The following is a 15,644-nucleotide window of genomic DNA, read 5'->3' on the forward strand; positions in this document are numbered from 1 at the left end:
GCGAAAAGGGGAGTTGTTAATCCGCGCGCTCGCGCTCGATCCCGCAGGCCTGGTCGTTCCGGCGGCGGCTCCGTGCCCAGAGACGGTCTGGGTACAGAGGCCGGAACAGGCGGCGCTTGGACGCGTGCCTATCGCGCTGTTCCTGCCGCCCCTTTGTCAGTCGCCGAGCGTGAATTCGAGTCCGCCGGCGCGCAGTTCGGCCTCGGTCTGAGTGAGACCGCCGCGATGGGACACCTCGACGGTGTAGAACTTCGAGCCCGGGGTGATCTCATCGACCGTGAACGCAAAGGCGCAGCCCTCCTCAGTCTTCTCCCCGAGACCGAGGGAGCTGGTGGCGACCAGGGTTCCCGCCGCATCGGTGACGTTGACCTGGGTGCCGAGGTCGATGTCGGAGTAGCCGCCGGTGCCGGAGCAAGGCTCCCCGTCGTCGAGGCCCGCGCCGACATCGGTGAGCGTGATCGTGCCATCGGTATCGAACAGTTCCGGTGGCTTCGTTTCCTCGGCCGTGGCGGTTTTCGAAGGACTGCCACCCTTCGCCCCTACCGTGTCTCCGCCGATGAGAGACACGGTCAGCCAACACGCCGCCATCGCTGCGGCTCCTGCGCCGACGCCGAGGGCCAGGACGGTGCCCCGGTGCAGTCGCGCCCAGCGGGAAGGGCTCAAGGCTCCGGCAGGGGAACGGTCTTCCTCCGGCGTGAACGTGGGCACGGACGGGACCGGGGCTGGCGCCGGGGCGGTGTTCGGTACGACGGGTTCGGGACCCGGGGCCGGGGCGGGGCCGTGAGCAGGCGGTTCAGATTCGGACATCGCTGTGCTTCCTTTCAGGACTCGGAACAGGGCGGGGGCAGGCCGCCGTGAGCGCGACAGCCCTGCCCGCCCTGGTGAGGGGAGAACCGCAAGGGGTGGCGTCAGCCGACCCTCTCCCACTTCAGACAGCCCTTGGCCTCGAAGTACTCGCCCTTATTTACCGTTACGCGCGACTGGCCGGTGATGTTGTCGTTGGCGATGATCGCCCCCATTTCGCCGGAGGCGTTCTTGGTCCGGGCCCAGTAGCAGCCGAGGCCGAAATTGTCGTTTTCGGGTCCGGCCGTCTTGTAGGTGCCGGCCTGGATGTCTTCGCCGACCAAGTACTGGCCGTCGCCCTCGATGGTGTCGGGCGGTCCGGGCTTCTTGGTCGGCTTCGGCTTGGCGGTGACTGTCTCCTTGGCCGCCTTGGTGACAGTCACGGCTGGCTTTGGCGCAGCGGCACCGGCGGTCTTGGTGACGGCGGGTGCGGGCCGCGCGGAGTCCGTTGCACTGCTCGACTCTCCGTTCCCGCCGATTGCGGCACCGAAGATCAGCGCGACGAAGGCCGTCACACCGTGAGTGAGCCAGGCCTTTCGGCGGGACAACCTCTGGACCGGCGGTTGCGGCGGCACCGGGGGCGACATGGCGGCCCAGCTGGTGGCCGGGTCGGCCCCGTCGGGCTGGGCGGCGGGCGGAATCGAGGGAGTGCCAGTCATCTCAGGGACCTCCGGGTTGTTGCGTGGGCAGCCCAACGCGGGTCGTGTGTCAACGGAGGCCAAGGTGACGTTCGTGGATGCCAGGGTGAGTGAATGAAGGTGATAACCCTGGTTATCAAGCATCTTGGTCGCAGCACGGTCCGTCCGCAGTAAGGTTCTGCCACCTGCTTCGGCTCAGGGATCTCCTTCCGGAGACGACAGGACAAGGCCCGTACGGGAAGGGTGGTGGAGACGATGAGCGCTGCGCTCGAAGCGGGATCCCACATCCTGCCCGAGATGCCGGCATGGCGGATCACATACGCCGAAATCGCCGCCCTCGCGCACGTGCAGCGGCCCGTCCCCACTACCTGGAGCCGCAGGCACGCGGACTTCCCAGCGCCCGTCTCCCGCGAAGACGGACGCCAGCTGTTCGACGCCCGCGAAGTTGTCGATTGGCTGACGAAGACGGGCCGCGGCAACGCCGACCCTCGTCACCTGCGGGCCGAACTGGCGCTGCACACCCTGGTCGCCTGGCGCACCCCCGCCCTGCCCGCCCCCGTCCTCGTGGGGGCACTGACCGCTCTGATCTGCCTGCGTCGGCAGCTCGACGCTCCCCTCTTGGGCCGGAGCTGGGACGAGGTTCTCGCCCAAGCCGCCGACCTCGACCCCGAGGACACGTTTCTGTCGGCCGAACTGCGTGCCGTGCCGGACCCGGAGCACACCGGCCAGGCCCTGGCCGATCTCGTCGACGAGCTGACCGAGGCCGCCTACACCCCCGCCGAGGCTTTCGACTGGGTCCTGGAGGCCCGCCGCCGCCTCGGCTCCCACGACCTGGCCGCCGACGAGCCCACCCCAGCCGTGGTACGCGCCCTCGCGGCCCTGTCCGGCGTCGACACCCTCGACGAAGGCTCCGTCGTCGCCACCCTGCACGCACGCTCCGGCGACCTGCTCGCTGCCCTGCACGCCCGGGCCGCCGAGGACTCCGGCCACACCTACCTCGCCGCCGACCCCGACCCGGTGCAGGCCCGCCTGGTCCGCCGCCGGATGCTCGTCCGAGGAGTGAACGAGTTCGACCTCGGCGTCACCGAGGGGGAGGACCTGCCCGCCGACGACTGGGGATACCCCCATTTGCTGGTCTCTGTCCTCCCCTACGAACCGGGGGAGAATCGCAGCCCACAGGTCGTCCTGGGACAGGTACAGGCACTCACCGACTACCTCGACGAAGGCTCAACAGCCGTCGTCCTGGGCCCCGCCGACGTGCTCGTCCGCGCGTTCCCCCGGCACAGCGAGGCCGACCGCCTGCGCCGGTCCTTCCTCCGGAACGGTCTACTTAAGGCCGCAGTGAGCCTCCCCGACGGCGCGTTGCCCTACCGCCCCGGCTACCGCACCGCCCTCTGGGTACTGGCCCGCACCTCGGCGGAACACCGTACGGGCCTGGTCCTGCTCGCCGACTACTCCGCGCAGCCGCTCACCGACACGGTCCTTGACGTGCTCGCCGAGGACATCGCCATCTGGCGTGCCGCCCCCTGGCGCGGCGACCGCCGCCACGATCCCCGCCACGCGGTGATCGTCCCCGCGAAGGACCTCGACGACCGGCCAGGCGCCGCCTTCACCACCCAGCACCGCACGCCCATGGCCCGCCACACCCGGGGCGTCATCGAGCGTCCAGTCCGCATCAGCGCCCTGGAGCAGCGCCTGACGGAGCTGCACGAGCAGGCCCGGCAGCGCGCCGACCTGCGCTCGGCACTGAGTACTCAAGCCGTGCTGCGCCCCGACGACCAGCTGGTGCGGCGCACCACCGTCCGCCGGCTCCTCGACGATCGGCGCCTGCGCCGACGCCCCGGGCACCGTTTCGCCGACGAGCACTTTACGACAGACGGTCATTACACGGTGCTCACGCCCGACGAGGTCCTCGGCATCACACGCCCAGGCGGCCGCCGCATCGACCGCGGAGTGCTCCTCACCGGCTACGAACACGCCCTGTTCACCGAGCCGGGCGACATCGTCGTCACCACGAGCCCCCGCTTCGGCGCCTACGTCGACGAAGCGGGCCTGTCTCTGGTGTCAGCCCCGGCACGCATCCTCCGCGTCCACCCCGACGCCGACCCGCCGGTGCTGCCACGGGTGCTCGCGGCACTGCTGCGGGCGGCCGCAGCCGAGTACGCGCGCACCAGCGGCGCGGTGCGGGCCTCGCGAGGCATCGAGGACCTCCTCATCCCCGACCTGAGCAGGCGCGAGGCCGAGCGCTTCGACGCCGTGCTCGCGGAGATCGAGGCCCGCGCGCACCTGCTGCGGGAGCAGTCCGCCGCTCTCGACGACCTGGCCCGCCTCACCGCCGCCGGCATCGCCGACGGCACGCTCACGCTCCAGAACCTCCCCGGAACCGACGACTGAAGGAGACGGTCTGCCTCATGGCTACCGCTGCGAAGAAACCCACCGATCAGGCGGAGTTGTTCAGCGCCTCCACCGCCAAGGAGATCCAGGCGATCCTGTGGAAGGCCGCTGACAAGCTGCGCGGCTCCATCGACGCCGCGCAGTACAAGGAGTTCGTCCTTGGCCTGATCTTCCTGAAGTACGTCTCCGACGCCTTCGACGAGCGCCGCTCCGAGCTGGCCGCGGAACTTGCCGATGACGGCATCACCGAGGACCGGATGGACGACTTCCTGGAGGACCGGGACGAATACACCGGTGCCCACGTCTTCTGGGTGCCAGAGACCGCCCGTTGGACTTGGATTGCCACCCACGCCAAGAGCCAGGGCGTCGGCAAACTTCTGGACGACGCGATGGACGCGGTCATGCGCGAGAACGCCTCGCTCACGGGTGTTCTGCCGAAGATCTTCAACCGTGACAACGTCGATCAGAAGCGTCTCGGTGAACTCGTCGACCTCATCAGCGACGCCCGCTTCGGCGGCAGCGCCGACAAGCCCGCACAGGACGTGTTGGGCGAGGTGTACGAGTACTTCCTCGGCAACTTCGCGCGGGCCGAGGGCAAGCGGGGCGGTGAGTTCTACACCCCGCAGTCCGTCGTCCGGCTGATCGTGGAGATCCTGGAGCCGTACGAAGGACGGGTCTACGACCCAGCGTGCGGCTCGGGCGGCATGTTCGTCCAGGCGGCCAAGTTCATCGAGGCCCATGCCGGGCGTGCCCACAAGGCCGACATCTCGGTCTTTGGCCAGGAACTCAACGAGCGCACCTGGCGCCTGGGCAAGATGAACCTCGCCATCCACGGCATCGACGGCAACCTCGCCCCCCGCTGGGGCGACACCTTCGCCGACGACAAGCACCCTGACCTTAAGGCCGACTTCGTCATGGCCAACCCCCCGTTCAACATCAAGGACTGGGCGAGGGACGAAGGCGACCCGAGGTGGAGGTACGGGGTACCGCCGAAGGGCAACGCCAACTACGCGTGGCTCCAGCACATGATCTCCAAGCTGGGCGAACGGGGCACCGCCGGCATCGTCCTGGCCAACGGCTCCATGGGCTCCCAGCAGAGCGGTGAGGGCGAGATCCGCCAAGCGCTGGTCGAGGCCGACCTGGTGGCCTGCATGGTCGCCATGCCCTCCCAGCTGTTCCGCACGACGCAGATCCCGGCCTGCCTGTGGTTCCTGGCCAAGGACAAGTCCCCGCAGGGCGCGAAGCGCCTGGACGACCGGCGCGGCGAGATCCTGTTCATCGACGCCCGGAACATGGGCGAGATGGTGGACCGGACCGAGCGTGTGCTGACGGAGGTCGACCTCGCGAAGATTGCTGGCGTCTACCACGCGTGGCGGGGAACGGCGTCGGCCCGTGAGGCAGGGCTTACATACGCGGATGAGGCTGGGTTCTGCTTCTCGGCCGACCTCGCGATGGTCCGGGAGCATGGGTACGTGCTGACGCCTGGGCGGTACGTGGGTGCTGTTGAGGCGGAGGAAGAGGGGGCGGAGGCGGTGGCGGAGCGGATCGCTGCGCTGACGGAGGAGTTGTACGGGCTGTTCGACAGGTCGGCGGAGCTGGAGAAGACGGTCCGGGTGCAGTTGGGGAGGGTCGATGTCTGAGTGGAACAGGGTCCCGCTCGAATCCTTGTTGAAGAGTGGGGTCTCGTACGGAATTGTGCAGCCGGGATCGGCTGAGGCGACCGGCGTGCCGATCGTACGTGTCAAGGATGTGCGTAATGGAAGAATCGATACAAGTGATCCCCTGCGCGTGTCTCCTAACGTCGAGGTTAAACATTCGAGAACCCGCCTACAAGGCGGTGAGGTCCTTTTGACCCTGGTTGGGTCTACGGGGCAGGTGGCAATCGCTTCAGATCGGCTTGCCGGGTGGAACGTAGCTAGGGCAATCGGAGTACTGCGGCCAGTCTCGGACATTTCTCCTAGGTGGCTGCAGTATTTTATCGAATCCGAGGATGCTCAGAAGTACATCAGGGAACACCTGAACACGACAGTGCAGGCCACGCTCAACCTCAAAGATGTACGTGTACTCCCGGTACCTCTTCCATCGAGTCAAGAACGTGAAGGGATTATCTCCGTAATTGGGTCACTGGATGACAAGATTGCCGTCAATGAGCGCATCACGGCCATGGCGGACACGCTAGCAAACGCCCTCTTCCGTCGCGCCACGTTGGAATACCCTGCTGGATTCACAGAGCGCCCCCTATCGGGCACTGCCGAATTCGTCAACGGTCGTGCGTTCACCAAGGGTGCCACCGGTACTGGCCGCATGGTGGTGCGGATTGCAGAGATTAATGGGGGTCCAGGCGCTTCTACCGTGTACAACGACATCGATGTGCCTGAGCAGCACGTGGCCAAGCCGGGCGATGTGCTGTTTGCTTGGTCGGGTTCGCTGACCGTGGCACGCTGGTTCCGTCCCGAGGCAGTCATTAACCAGCACATCTTCAAATGCGTCCCCAAGCACGGGTATCCGCAGTGGCTGATCAATCACCTAGTCCATAGGAAGATTGATGAGTTCCGGGCTATTGCTGCCGACAAGGCGACGACCATGGGCCATATCCAGCGCAAGCACTTGGATGAAGCGGTACCTGTTCCGGACCGCGATGTTCTGCAGATGCTGCACGCTGAGATTGGCCCTCTCTGGGACCGCGCCCTGCTCGCGGAGCAGGAAAACCTGACCCTAGCCAACCTCCGTGCCACCCTTCTCCCCCAGCTCATGTCCGGCCGCCTTCGCGTCAAAGACGCCGAGAAGATTGTCGAGGATCACACATGACGCACGATGGCGAGAGCGGAAGCAGAAGAAACCAGAACCACCGCCCCCTGGAAGCCGACTGGGAAATCCTTGCCCTCGATGAACTCGCCGAGCTGGCCTGGGTGCCGGCCTCCGGGAACGAGTTCGCGCCCGGCTCCGGGCACCGTAAGTCCTGGGACGACCTGATCCTTTATCCCGACCTCCGGGAGGCGATCGAGCGGCTCAACCCTGAGCTGCCCCCGGACGCCGTGCGCGACGCCGTCACCGCCGCAGCGACCCCGGAGTCGCAGGACACGTACGAGGAGAACCGCACCGCCCACGGTTACCTGACGACCGGCATCCGCTCCGTCGTCTACATGGACGCCTTCGGTGCCGAGCACAGCCCGACCGTCCGCCTCGTAGACCTGACGGACCCGGACGGGAACACGTACCGCGCGCTGAACCAGGTCACCGTCGTCGACGGCGAGAAGCGGCGCCGCTTTGACATCGTTCTGTACGTCAACGGACTCCCGCTCGCCGTGCTGGAGTTGAAGCGCGCCGGAGACGAGAGCGCCAGGCTCCAGGACGCACACTCCCAGGTCTCCCGGTACGTGAAGGAGTTCCCGACCGCCTTCCGCTACAACGCGGTGGTGCTGCTCTCCGACGGCATCACGGCGAAGTACGGCACGCCCTTCACCCCGTACGAGCACTTCGCGCCGTGGAATACGGACGAGTTCGGGGCTCGCGTCGACCCGTTCACCGCGGACGGGGACGGGGTGGCCGACTCGGGTCAGAACCTGGCGCTGCACGGGCTGTTCACCCAGCTCCGTTTCCTCTCCCTGTGCCGGTCCTTCATCAACTTCGTCCCGTCCAAGCGGATGAAGCGCATCGCGAAGCCGCATCAGTACTTCGCGGTGACCCGGGCCGGGGAGAAGGTGCGCGAAGCGGCAGCCGGTGATGGGAAGGCCGGTGTCGTCTGGCACACGCAGGGCTCGGGCAAGTCCGAGGAGATGGTGCTCACCACGGCGATGGTGATGAGCGACCCGGCCCTGCTGAACCCGACCGTCGTAGTCATCACCGACCGCAACGACCTCGACGACCAGCTGTACTCCACCTTCCTGGAGAGTGAGATCCTCCCGGGTACGCCCCTCCAGGTCGCGACCCGGGCCAAGCTGCGGGAGGAGCTCGCGGCCAAGCGGACCGGCGGCATCCTCTTCACCACCCTGCAGAAGTTCGGTAAGACCAAGGAAGAGAAGGAGTCGGGGGCCGACCACCCGCTGCTCTCCGACCGGCGCAACATCGTGGTCGTCGTCGACGAGGCCCACCGCAGCCACTACGACAACCTCGACGGCTACGCCCGCCACCTCCGCGACGCCCTCCCGCACGCCACGCTCCTCGCCTTCACCGGTACGCCGATCTCTGAGGCCGACCGCAACACCCGCCAGGTCTTCGGCGGTTACATCGACATCTACGACCTCAAGAGGGCCGCCGACGACGGCGCGACAGTCAAGGTCTTCCACGAGGGCCGGGTCATCAAGCTCGTCCTCGGCAAAGACGTCGACCCGACGAAGATCGACGAGGAGGCCGACCGCATCACCGACGGCCTCGACGACACCGAACGCCGTCGGGTCGAGACTGCCGTCGCCACGATGAATGCCATGTACGGCTTGCCAGCGCGTGTCAGAGATCTCACCGAGGACCTGGTGGCGCACTGGGAGGAGCGGCGCGAGCGCATGCGGCCGTTCGTCGGCGTCTCCGAAAAGGGCGGGGCAGCCAGCAAGGCGATGGTCGTCTGCGCGACCCGTGAGATCTGCGTCAAGGTTTACGACGCCCTGCGCGAGCTGCGGCCGGACTGGCACAGCGACGAGCCCGCCAAGGGCGCGATGAAGATCGTCTTCTCCTCGAACTCCCGCAAGGACGAGGACCACCTGCTCGTCCACGCGCTGTCCGACGGCCAGCGCAAGGCGGTCATTAACCGGGCCAAGGACCCCGACGACGAGCTGGAGCTGCTCATCGTCAACAACATGCTGCTGACCGGCTTCGACGCCCCGCCGGTCCACACCATGTACCTGGACCGCCCGCTCAAGGGCGCCAACCTGATGCAGGCCCTCGCCCGGGTCAACCGCCGCTTCCGCGGCAAGGAGGACGGTCTGCTCGTCGGCTACGCGCCGCTGACGGAGAACCTGCAGAAGGCGATCGCCGAGTACACGGACGCCGACCAGGAGGACCGCACTCTCGGCCAGGACCTGGACCGCGCGCTGGACGAGCTGCGCAACGAGTACGACATCCTCAGCGACATCCTGCGTGGTTTCAACTGGCGTGCGCGCCTTGAACAGCCGACTGCGAAGGCGTTCGTCAACGCCGCCGGCGGGGCCGCCGAGTACCTCCGGAACCCGCGTACTCCCGGCAACGACCCGGAGAAGCTCGACGACCCCCGCCAGACCGTCGGCCGGCGCTTCCGCGAGCACTCCCACCGCCTGGAGCGCTTCTACGCGCTGTCCGCCAGTGCCACGAACATCGGCGAGCGTTTCCCGGACCACCCGGCCTGGCGCCGGGACATCCAATTTTTCGTCGAAGTCCGCGCCTACATGGCCAAGCTCGACGCGGCGGAGCGCGAGGCGCGCGGCCTACCCGTCGCCCGCGATGTCGAGCTGTACCTCGCCCAGCTGACCTCGTCCGTGGTCGAGACCGGCGGGATATCGGACCTGTTCGCCGAGGCGGGCCTGGAGATGGCCGACCTGACGCACCTCAACGACGCGCTCGTCGCCAAGCTCCAGGGCAGCGACACCCCTCACCTCGCGGCGGAGGCGCTGCGTCGGCTCATCGAGCAGAAGATGCGCGAGGTCACGCGTCACAACATCGTCCGCCGCACGGCCTTCTCTGACCGTCTGCAGGACCTGATGATCCGGTACACGCGGCAGCAGTACACGAGTGCCGAACTCATCGCCAAGCTGGTTGAGATGGCCAAGGAGGTGGTCGAAGACGCTCGGCGCGGCGAGAAGTTCGATCCGCCGCTGAACTGGCGCGAGCTCGCCTTCTACGACGCCGTGGCCGAGCACGGCACGGCTCAGGAACTCATGGGCGATGAAATCCTGGCAGGCATCGCCCGCGATCTCGTCGCGGAGGTCCAGAAGAAGCTCAAGCCCGACTGGATCGCCCGTGAACCGGTCCGCGCCGGTCTCCGCAGCGCCATCAAGCGCCTGCTGGCCCGCCACGGCTACCCGCCGGACAGGCGTGCGGCGGCTGTCGAGCTGGTCCTGAAGCAGATGGAGCACTTCGCCGACGAATGGTCCACAACCGGCGTCCCGGAGAGCTGACGTCAACTCGGAGGCTTCGTGGTCACGCTTCACGGACCTCTACCTGGAGTGGCTCACACGTTGACGAGGGATACAAGAATTACAACCTTCCCATTCCGGTAAATGACACGTTATTGGACGATGGCAGCCCCTTCGAGTGGTCGAAGGGGCTGCCATCCGCACGACTGGCAGTCGTCCTCTGACAGACCGGAGGTCCGATGGCGCATAGGTGACCTTGACCAAGCACATTGAGGCTGGTCCGCTTGGTCAGTTGGATTTCTTTCTGGGGGTTGCCTACGTGCTCAGGTCCGCTCTGCCTGCGCTGCCCCGGTCCGATGGCCGGGGAGTGGGGCTTATTGGGTATGGCGCAGCCGACCTGGTGACGCGCTCGTGAGAGCACGGCGCGGCGCGATGGTCGCCGTCATCGCCGGCGGAGGCGCGATCACCACCATGCTCGTGGGTTTGGTGACGAACGCCGTTTCTGCACAGTCGCATTGGCCTTCATGGCTGGGCTGGTTACAGACGCATCCCTGGCTGTCGTTCGTCATCCTTGGGGTGGTCACGGCCGGGCTGACAGCGTTACTTACTGCGCTGGACGATCACCGGGCGCCGGGGCACAGCCCCGAGCCGACAGCGCGCCCGGATGACGGCTCAGGTCCGCCCGGGGCTGCCCTGGTGCTGCGGTCGCTGCCGCGAGACACCACGGCGTTTACCGATCGGTCGGCCGAGCTGGAGTCGCTGGTGCGCTCCGTGCGTGCTGCGCAGGAGACCGGTGAAGCCCTACTGGTTCACGTCATCGACGGGATGCCCGGAGTGGGGAAGACGACGTTCGCGGTGCACGCCGGACATGTGCTCTCCGAGCGGTTCCCCGACGGGCAGCTCTTCGTCAACCTGAACGGATACACGACAGGGCGTAGCCCGGTGCAGGCGACCGAGGCTCTCGCGTCACTTCTGGCGGCCACCGGTGTGCCGGCGCAGCAGATACCTGTTGGCGAGGACGTCGGTGCGATCACGCAGGCGCGGGCCGCCATGTGGCGGAGCAGGCTCGCGGGCAAGAAGGCACTGCTCATCCTCGACAACGCCGCAAGCTACCCGCAGCTGGAGCCGTTGCTTCCCGGCGGGAGTGACTGTCTCGTGCTGGTGACCAGCCGGAAGCGGCTGGCTGTTCATGAGGAAGTGGTGCTGCCAGTCGAAGCTCTGCCGCCGGATCACGCGTTGGACCTGTTCATACGGCTCAGCGGGCGGGCAGCGGACTCACTCGACCGGGACGTACTTGATGACCTGGTGCGGCTGTGCGGCTATCTCCCGTTAGGGGTGTCACTGCTCGCCGCCCGACTGCGACACCATCCATCATGGAGCGTCGAGGATCTGCACGAGCGGTTGGTGGCGGCCCAGGACAGGCTTGGAGAACTTCGCGCCGGGGAGCGCGCGGTCGCGGCGACGTTCGATCTGTCCTATCGGGACCTTTCACCAGAAGGCCAGCACTTCTTTCAGTGCCTGGGTTTCTACCCGGGTACGGAACTGGATGCCTACGTCGGGGCTGCCCTCGGCTCGGTTTCGGTGGCGGTAGCCCGTCAGCTGCTCGATGGGCTCTACGACGCCCACCTGATCGACGAACACCAGGGGAGCCGTCACAGGCTTCACGATCTCCTACGCGACTATGCGCGCGGTCTCGCTGACGAAGGAGACAGCATGGACCACGTACAGGCTGTTCAACGTGTGGGCACCTACCACCTGGCAGCTCTGGCCGTCGCGAACGAGCACATCGTCCGCGGCGGCGCCATCGTGCCGCCTCCGCCGGATGGCGCGGAGGACGTTGAGACTCCGGGTATGGAGTCGCGTACAGCGGCCCTGGCCTGGCTGGAAAATGAGCGTCCCAATATCCTGGCCTGCATCCGGCAGGCCAACGAGCTCTCCCTGTACGACCTCGTGATCCGTCTGGCCGCGGCCATGGCGCCTTTCCTGCGGCAGGCGGGACCCTGGGACCAGGCCGTCGGACTCCACCGAACCGCCGCCGAGGCCGCCCGGCACACCGGCGACCAGCAGGCGCTGGCCGGCGCGCTTGCCGAACTCGGTGTCGTACGGCGCTTCATGGCCTCCTACCCCGAAGCGACCGAGGCCCTGAACGAGGCGGTGACGCAGTACGACGCGGTCGGGGACCGGCGCGGCAAGGCGGATGCCCTGAACCAGGTGGGCATCGTCTGGTACCTGACCGCGGACAACGACGCCTCGGCCCGCGCCCAGACTGAGGCGCTCGCTCTCTACCGCGACCTCGGGTACCGGCTCGGTCAGGCGAATGCGCTGGCTGACCTTGGCATGGTGCGGCGCCAGACCAGCAGGTTCGATGGGGCCGTCGAGGTCCAGTCCGAAGCATTGTCGATCTACCGTGAGCTCGGCGACCGGCAGGGGGAGGCCAACTCCCTGCGAGACCTGGGCATCGTCCACTGCCTCATGGGCGAGTACGGCCTGGCCATCCAGCGGCAGCGCGAGGCGTTCGACATCTACAAGGCGCTGGACGACCGAGTCCACCAGGCTTACGCCCTCAACGAGTTGGGTGTGGTGCAGCGGATCACCGGTAGTCTCGACGATGCTCGCGATGCCCACACCCAAGCGCTGGAGCACTACACCGAGCTCGGTGATCGCTTCGGCCGGGCGAACAGCATCCGACACCTCGGGGTGCTGGACCGTTTGTCGGGTGACATTCCGACTGCGATCCGTGTGCTCGAGGAGGTTCTGGGCACGTATCGCGATCTCGGCGGCCGTGGCGGCGAAGCCGCCTCGCTGAGCGAGCTGGGGGTCGCCCGCGGGATCGCCGGTCAGCAGGCCGGTGCCGTTGAGGCGTTCCGGCAGAGCCTGGAGATCCTGCGCGATCTCGGCGACCGCTGTGGCGAGGCGGAGGTGCTCAACCACTCGGGAGCACTGCTGCGGACGTCCGGTGACCCGACTGCCGGGCGCGCGCGTTTCGAACGGGCACTGGTTCTGGCTCAGGAGATCCGCTGTCCGCTGGAAGAGGCACGGGCGTTGGAAGGGATCGGCCGCTGCCGTTGGACGATCGACGGCCCGGCCCGAGCCGAGGAGATGCTGCGCGAAGCGCTCACCGTGTATAGACGGCTGGGCGTGCACGCTTCTGCCGACGACGTCGAGCAACTCTTGGTGTCGCAGACGGGATGAGCTGGAGCGAAATACGTGACCAGTTTCCGTATGCCGAGGTGAGTGGCGACGCTGCTACGTTGCGAGCCGATCTATAACCTCAACAGCTTCAGCTGCCCGTTGCTTCAACCGCCATCGCAGAGCGCCGGTCTCCCGGCACACCTATCACGAGGAGCGTTGAATGCCGCCCAGCACGACTGTTCCCTCCCTTTCGGCCTCCGGTCCGGATACCTCGGAGTCCACACCCCGTCACGAAGTTCTGGACCGTGTTGCCGCCCGCGTGCAGCGCCGCCTGGCGGCCGAGCGGGCCGCCTCGAACAGCATCGGGGACGGCGCCCACGCCGCTTCGCTGATCTGGCCGTGGCCGCTGTAGCCGCTGCTACTTGATGACACCGACGCCTCCTCATACGCCGTTCCATACCTTCATCCTCAAGGTCGCAAATCGATGCAACATTGATTGTGACTATTGCTATGTCTTCAACTCCAAAGACCGGGCGTGGCGGAGCCTGCCGGCGCGGATGAGCGTGGAGGTGGCTCGGGCGGCGGTTCGGAGGATCACCGACCATGTGACGACGTACGGGCTGCGGACCGTCCACGTCGTGCTGCATGGTGGCGAGCCGCTACTCGCCGGGCCCCGGCACCTGGGGGAGCTTCTCGACGTGCTCAAGGACGGCGTCCCGTCCGACGTCGAGGTCCGCTTGGAGTTGCAGACCAACGGGACGCTCGTGTCGGAGACGTGGCTCGACCTCTTCGAGCAGTACGGGGTGACGGTGGGCGTCAGCCTCGACGGACCGCCCGCCGCCAACGACCGGCACCGCCTCACGCACGCCTCCCGATCGAGCGCGGCCTCGGCGGTACGGGGCATCCAGATGCTGAGGTCCCGGCCTGGGCTGTTCGCGGGGCTGCTCGCTGTTGTGGACCTGGCGAACGATCCCGTGGAGGTGCACGACTACCTCGCGTCGTTCGAGCCTCCGGTGATCGATTTCGGGCTGCCCCACGGAACCCACGATGCGCCGCCGGATCGGAATGATCCCGCTGTCCCGGAGTACGGGGTGTGGATGAGCCGCGTCTACGATGCCTGGCTTGCCCGGCCCGAGTACCGGCACAGCGTGCGCATGCTGGAGGACATCGTGGCGCTAAGCTCCGGCGCGCGCGGTGCGGTGGAGACCCTCGGGCTCGCGCCGCCAGCCAGCGTCGTGATCGAGTCCGACGGTTCCGTCGAGGGCGTGGACACCCTGCGCTCGGTGGAGGAGGGCGAGTCCTGGCTCGGGCTCGACGTCTTCAGTGACTCCTTCGACGCGGCCGTCCACCACCCCAAGCTGATGCATCGCCAGGAGAGCGGGACGGCCGCCCTCTCCGAGGAGTGCCAACGCTGTCCGCTGGTGGCCGTATGCGGCGGCGGCTACCTGCCGCACCGCTTCAGCGCGGCACGTGGATACAAGAATCCGTCCGTCTACTGCGCGGACCTGGCGTATCTCATACGGCATGTCCAGGGTTCTCTACAACGGCACGGCTGGGCGCTCGGGGCTTCTGCCGCCGGGTCCTCGTAGCCACTATGCACGACAGCGCAAACGACAGGAGTTGCACGCCGATGACCGTGACGATCCGGCCCGCCGAGAAGAGCGACGTCCGAGGACTGGCCGAACTGATCGAGGAGATTGAGCGGTTCTACAGCACGGCCGACGCCGATATCCAGCCTTTCGACGAGCGCCAGGACCAGGTCGAGGAGGCCCTGTTCGGTTCACCGCCCCTCGCTTCCGCCCTGTTGGTCGAGGACGAGGCAGGGGACATCGTCGGACTCGCCGCGTATTCGTTTCTGTGGCCGTCGGCGGGGTCGACCCACTCCCTCTTCCTCAAGGAGCTGTACGTCCGTGATGTGCTCCGTCGGCAGAGAGTCGGCGAACGCCTCATGAACGAGTTGCGTGCCATCGCTGCGGCCCGCTCCGGGTGCAGCCGCGTCGAGTGGATGACCGACCGCGACAACCCGGGCGCCCGAGCCTTCTACAAGTCGCTCGGGTTCGCGGAGTTCGACGGGAAGATTGTCTACAGGGTCGAAGTCGACGAGGCATGAGAAGGCATGGGAACGAGCGGGGTTGTGAAGGAAGAACGCTGCGAACGGTGTGAGTGCATCATTGGTCTGGGGTGCGGCTGCCCACCTGACGGGTCCGTGCCGAAGTCGCGTTCCGCGTCCCAGCCACGACAGGAATAGTTTCCCTGCGGACACGACCCCCGCTACGTCCTGTCGGCACACCCAGACAAGAAGAACGGCCCTATCGCCCCGTGAGGACCGCCCGGTCTGATCGGTCAGGTGGGATTCCAGTGACCGCATCCTTCGGAGCAGAAGCGCTCGCGGCGCCGTTCATCGACGGCCGCCAGTACCACGATCAGCAGCCGAAACGCCTTGTGGCGCTCGTCGCGAGGCTGGCGATCATCCCCAGCTGCTGGTCGATCCGGCCGCGTGTGATCAGCGCCGCAGGCGTGATCACGCTGTGCATCCAGGGCAACAGGCGTGCCTCTTGCCGGCTGCAATTCACGGACTTGGGAAAGCGAAAGGTGT

At 67.0% G+C, this 15,644-nt stretch carries 11 protein-coding genes; 8 read left to right on the top strand and 3 right to left on the bottom strand.

From position 1 onward, the window contains the following. Positions 1 to 156: 156 nt before the first annotated feature. Together IPZ69_RS01670 and IPZ69_RS01675 are read right to left on the bottom strand one after the other, a co-directional pair. Positions 157 to 708 (bottom strand): hypothetical protein, encoded by a 552-nt coding sequence (locus tag IPZ69_RS01670; protein ID WP_235451802.1) that lies wholly within the window; start codon positions 706 to 708, stop codon positions 157 to 159. A 200-nt stretch (positions 709 to 908) separates the two neighbouring features. Further along, positions 909 to 1,358 carry a hypothetical protein gene (locus IPZ69_RS01675; protein ID WP_235451803.1) on the bottom strand — a complete coding sequence of 150 codons (450 nt, stop codon included), beginning with the start codon at positions 1,356 to 1,358 and terminating at the stop codon, positions 909 to 911. A 378-nt stretch (positions 1,359 to 1,736) separates the two neighbouring features. Between IPZ69_RS01675 and IPZ69_RS01680 the strand changes: the two genes are divergently transcribed. The 8 genes from IPZ69_RS01680 (at position 1,737) to haaN (ending at position 15,158) form a co-directional block, all read left to right on the top strand. After that, positions 1,737 to 3,875, top strand: a complete 2,139-nt coding sequence (locus IPZ69_RS01680; protein WP_235451804.1) for a hypothetical protein — start codon at positions 1,737 to 1,739, stop codon at positions 3,873 to 3,875. A 17-nt stretch (positions 3,876 to 3,892) separates the two neighbouring features. Then, positions 3,893 to 5,515, top strand: a complete 1,623-nt coding sequence (locus IPZ69_RS01685; protein ID WP_235451805.1) for a class I SAM-dependent DNA methyltransferase — start codon at positions 3,893 to 3,895, stop codon at positions 5,513 to 5,515. Then, positions 5,508 to 6,683: a restriction endonuclease subunit S gene (locus IPZ69_RS01690; protein WP_235451806.1), complete on the top strand. Its 1,176-nt coding sequence runs from the start codon at positions 5,508 to 5,510 to the stop codon at positions 6,681 to 6,683. The genes IPZ69_RS01685 and IPZ69_RS01690 overlap by 8 nt, the downstream gene beginning before the upstream one ends. Then, complete coding sequence (locus tag IPZ69_RS01695) at positions 6,680 to 9,958, top strand: type I restriction endonuclease subunit R (protein ID WP_235451807.1); 3,279 nt, start codon at positions 6,680 to 6,682, stop codon at positions 9,956 to 9,958. Before IPZ69_RS01690 ends, IPZ69_RS01695 begins: the two co-directional genes overlap by 4 nt. 390 nt (positions 9,959 to 10,348) lie before the next feature. Further along, entirely contained in the window at positions 10,349 to 13,108 is a 2,760-nt protein-coding gene (gene haaT / locus IPZ69_RS01700; RefSeq protein ID WP_235451808.1) for a cyclophane-containing RiPP biosynthesis TPR protein HaaT, read from the top strand. 160 nt (positions 13,109 to 13,268) lie between these two features. After that, positions 13,269 to 13,460 (top strand): HaaA family cyclophane-containing RiPP peptide, encoded by a 192-nt coding sequence (gene haaA / locus IPZ69_RS47325; RefSeq protein WP_308407417.1) that lies wholly within the window; start codon positions 13,269 to 13,271, stop codon positions 13,458 to 13,460. 13 nt (positions 13,461 to 13,473) lie between these two features. Further along, positions 13,474 to 14,637 carry an FxsB family cyclophane-forming radical SAM/SPASM peptide maturase gene (locus tag IPZ69_RS01705; protein ID WP_235451865.1) on the top strand — a complete coding sequence of 388 codons (1,164 nt, stop codon included), beginning with the start codon at positions 13,474 to 13,476 and terminating at the stop codon, positions 14,635 to 14,637. 41 nt (positions 14,638 to 14,678) lie between these two features. Beyond that, positions 14,679 to 15,158 carry a cyclophane-containing RiPP N-acetyltransferase HaaN gene (gene haaN / locus IPZ69_RS01710; protein ID WP_235451809.1) on the top strand — a complete coding sequence of 160 codons (480 nt, stop codon included), beginning with the start codon at positions 14,679 to 14,681 and terminating at the stop codon, positions 15,156 to 15,158. 233 nt (positions 15,159 to 15,391) lie between these two features. Here the strand turns inward: haaN and IPZ69_RS47675 are convergent, their stop codons facing one another. After that, positions 15,392 to 15,469: a hypothetical protein gene (locus IPZ69_RS47675; protein WP_374292597.1), complete on the bottom strand. Its 78-nt coding sequence runs from the start codon at positions 15,467 to 15,469 to the stop codon at positions 15,392 to 15,394. Between the last annotated feature and the right edge of the window lie 175 nt (positions 15,470 to 15,644).

It is taken from the genome of Streptomyces olivochromogenes (genome assembly GCF_021538895.1).
Lineage (GTDB): Bacteria > Actinomycetota > Actinomycetes > Streptomycetales > Streptomycetaceae > Streptomyces > Streptomyces olivochromogenes_A.